The sequence below is a fragment of the bacterium genome (assembly GCA_027622355.1).
Lineage (GTDB): Bacteria > UBA8248 > UBA8248 > UBA8248 > UBA8248 > JAQBZT01.
This window is the reverse complement of sequence record JAQBZT010000338.1, coordinates 1-2,631: the sequence shown is the minus strand read 5'-3', so window position 1 is coordinate 2,631 and position 2,631 is coordinate 1. Positions and strand designations below refer to the sequence as shown.

At 56.4% G+C, this 2,631-nt stretch carries 4 protein-coding genes; 1 reads left to right on the top strand and 3 read right to left on the bottom strand.

All coding sequences use genetic code 11. From position 1 onward, the window contains the following. Positions 1-181 (bottom strand): hypothetical protein (locus O2807_14435; protein ID MDA1001701.1); only part of this gene is annotated, 181 nt, incomplete at its 3' end. Positions 182-187: 6 nt separating this feature from the next. Between O2807_14435 and O2807_14430 the strand changes: the two genes are divergently transcribed. Further along, the gene (locus O2807_14430) at positions 188-1,180 is read left to right on the top strand and encodes a porin (protein ID MDA1001700.1); all 993 of its coding nucleotides are present in this window, start codon (positions 188-190) and stop codon (positions 1,178-1,180) included. Between the two features lie 264 nt (positions 1,181-1,444). On the opposite strand, the gene O2807_14425 is transcribed toward O2807_14430, so the two are convergent. Then, positions 1,445-1,756 (bottom strand): HAD hydrolase family protein, encoded by a 312-nt coding sequence (locus O2807_14425; protein ID MDA1001699.1) that lies wholly within the window; start codon positions 1,754-1,756, stop codon positions 1,445-1,447. A 371-nt stretch (positions 1,757-2,127) separates the two neighbouring features. Further along, positions 2,128-2,631 (bottom strand): hypothetical protein (locus tag O2807_14420; GenBank protein MDA1001698.1); only part of this gene is annotated, 504 nt, incomplete at its 5' end.

Below are 2,631 nucleotides of genomic sequence, written 5' to 3'. Positions count from 1 at the left end.
AGGCTGAAAAGTCACGCGCCCGATTCAGCCCGAAAAATTGCGGGCTGCGAGCCACCCGCCCGAGGTTCGGCAAAAACGGTACCCGCGTGAACATGTAGTTCCGCCCTCCTTGGTTGATATACCCTTCCAGTCCCTCGCAAAAAACCGCTCCCTGGATTCGCATGCGCTCGACCACGCCCATCACGAATTGACCGATCTCCTCACGCGTCGCCCCACGGATCCCATCGAACTCTTCGCTCAACTGAGCATCCAGTTTATCCAGCGCCTTTTCGAAGCGCGCGGCAACACCAGTAACTTCTTTGGCTCGCTTTATTACACCAAAGGCGTGATCGGGGAAGGCGGCATTGATGAAGCGAACAATCTGGTCGGCCGCGCGGCATATCTTTATGCGCCAAATCCAGACACCAAGATTCACTTCGGCGTTTCAGGAACCAGGGTGTTTAACTTCAGCGAGGCGGCGACAGTGCGCACCCCGGCGGTAGCAGGGGCATTCCCCGGTCTGCAAGCCGCGTCTGCCGCGCAATTTAACCTGCGGGACCGCCCGGAAATCCGCGTTGACGGCACGCGGCTCGTGTCCACCGGCCTGCTCAATGTCGAGGATGGTTTCGCAGCCGGACCTGAATTCGGCTTCAACTGGAAAAACTTATACCTCCAGAGCGAATACTACTTCTACGAGCTGGATCGTAAGCAGCCCAACACCGCTCCCGCAACAGCGTTGCTGGATACGAACGCCGATTTTAAAGGCTGGTATGTGCAAGGCTCCTGGATAGTAACCGGCGAAACCAAGCGTTATGACATCAAGAACGCCTCGTTCGGCGCGCCGCGTCCCGCCAGCCCCCTGGGAATGGATGGGTCATTCGGCGCCATCGAACTGGCGGCGCGTTACAGCACCGTGGATCTGAATGATGGCGGCACAGGCGGCGTATGCGCGGGCAACGCCACACAGACGGCGCCTACCGCGACATCGGCCTGTATCCGTGGCGGCGAGCAGGACATCATTACCCTGGGCATCAACTGGTATCCCAACCGTAACGTCCGCTTCATGCTGAACTACCTGTTCATCGATACGGACCGGCAGGCCTATCCGAACAACTCAGCGGCGGGTCTTTCTGGCGGCCCCAATGCAGAAATCGGACAGGATGTTGATGTGCTGGCGTTGCGCTCGCAGTTCAACTTCTAAAATTGCATTACAAAATTCCCGGTCAGGCGGCGGCGCCTGATCGGATCGAGGTCTAGATGTAACGTCTCAATAAGTTGTTCACAAGGCATCGGTGAGGTATGCGGGTTTTGCGACGAGCCAGCAACCCCGGGAGCCGCCCCATAAACACGCACAAGAATGCTAAATTGACCCGTCTGGGTCGAGAACTGACTGATAGGAAATTCCTTTTCGCGGTGGCGTCAGGGGAGGGGGTTAACTGATAGGAAATTCCTTTTCGCGGTGGCGTCAGGGGAGGGGGTTATAGCGGACTTGCGGAATCCGACGGGTGTAGGGCAGCATGCTCAAGTAGTGGCGACCGGAGGCCAGGATGATTTCGACCCCGGCGGCGTGCATCGCCTCGATTGCCGCGATATTCTCGGCGGAGATCGAATGGTCGGGCGCCAGCAGCGTGCCATCCAGGTCGATGGCGACGGCCCGGATAGGGTGGAAGGGAGATGGTTTGGTCATGCTCACGTTGTGGCGCAGATAACGAGGACGAGCGCGGATGGGCGCGAGGAAAATGTGAGGACGGGTCGGGTGGAGAGGTAGGGGAGCCAACGACGTTTCAGAACAATCCAAAGTGAGTCTGGAAACAGTGATGGAGGGAGTCGCTAGGGCTCTGTTTTTGCGCCTGCTAAAAATTCTGTTTCGTCGCCGTATTGCCGGGTTCGATACTTAATGGGATCGATTTCGAGTATTTTGTCGGAGCGCGGCGTAGACCAAGTTCCGTCGCAGACGGACTAACAAGGGCATTTTGATTTATAGGAAATTCCGGATTTGATAGCGGAAGACCTTGCTGCGGCCAAGAGAGAGTTTCCCGAGTTGGAACGGCGCTACGCGGACCTAAAGACTAAGCTTGAGAAGAGCCTATCGTTTTAGAGTGATCTTGATTGGAAAGCCGTCACCTATACATCCTGGGAACTTGGACCTTAGACGGCGTTTAAATCGACTTTCCGGCCCACGATACCTGTATTTTCAGCGACCATCTGGGGGGTGATCATGACGGAAACGCAGCAGGAGACATAGGGGTTCTGCAACGCCCATAGGTAGGCCTTGGCATGGCGCGTGATCGAGTCGTCGTTTATAATCGCGTCGAGCTTATTCAGCCGCCACGCAGGCGCATCCTCTGGATTGATCAAGTTGGCTACCTTCATGGCGACAAACCCCATTCCCATTTTTCCCGCCTTCGCTAGGCTGATCTCAAGGGAGGCGTGATTGGCAATATTATAGGCCGCCATGGCGCCATCATAGTGCCCGAGCTCGATGGCTTTTTCCAAGTTGCCAGTGACGTCGTTGTGCATGGAGAGTGCAGAGAATCGAATTTTTCCGGCAGCTTTCAATTCGGCCAAAACCTCGGGGATGTTCTCGTCATCTAACATTTCCGGCATCGCCTCGCCATGCGGACAGTGGAGTACATCGAAGTGCCCCGCCCC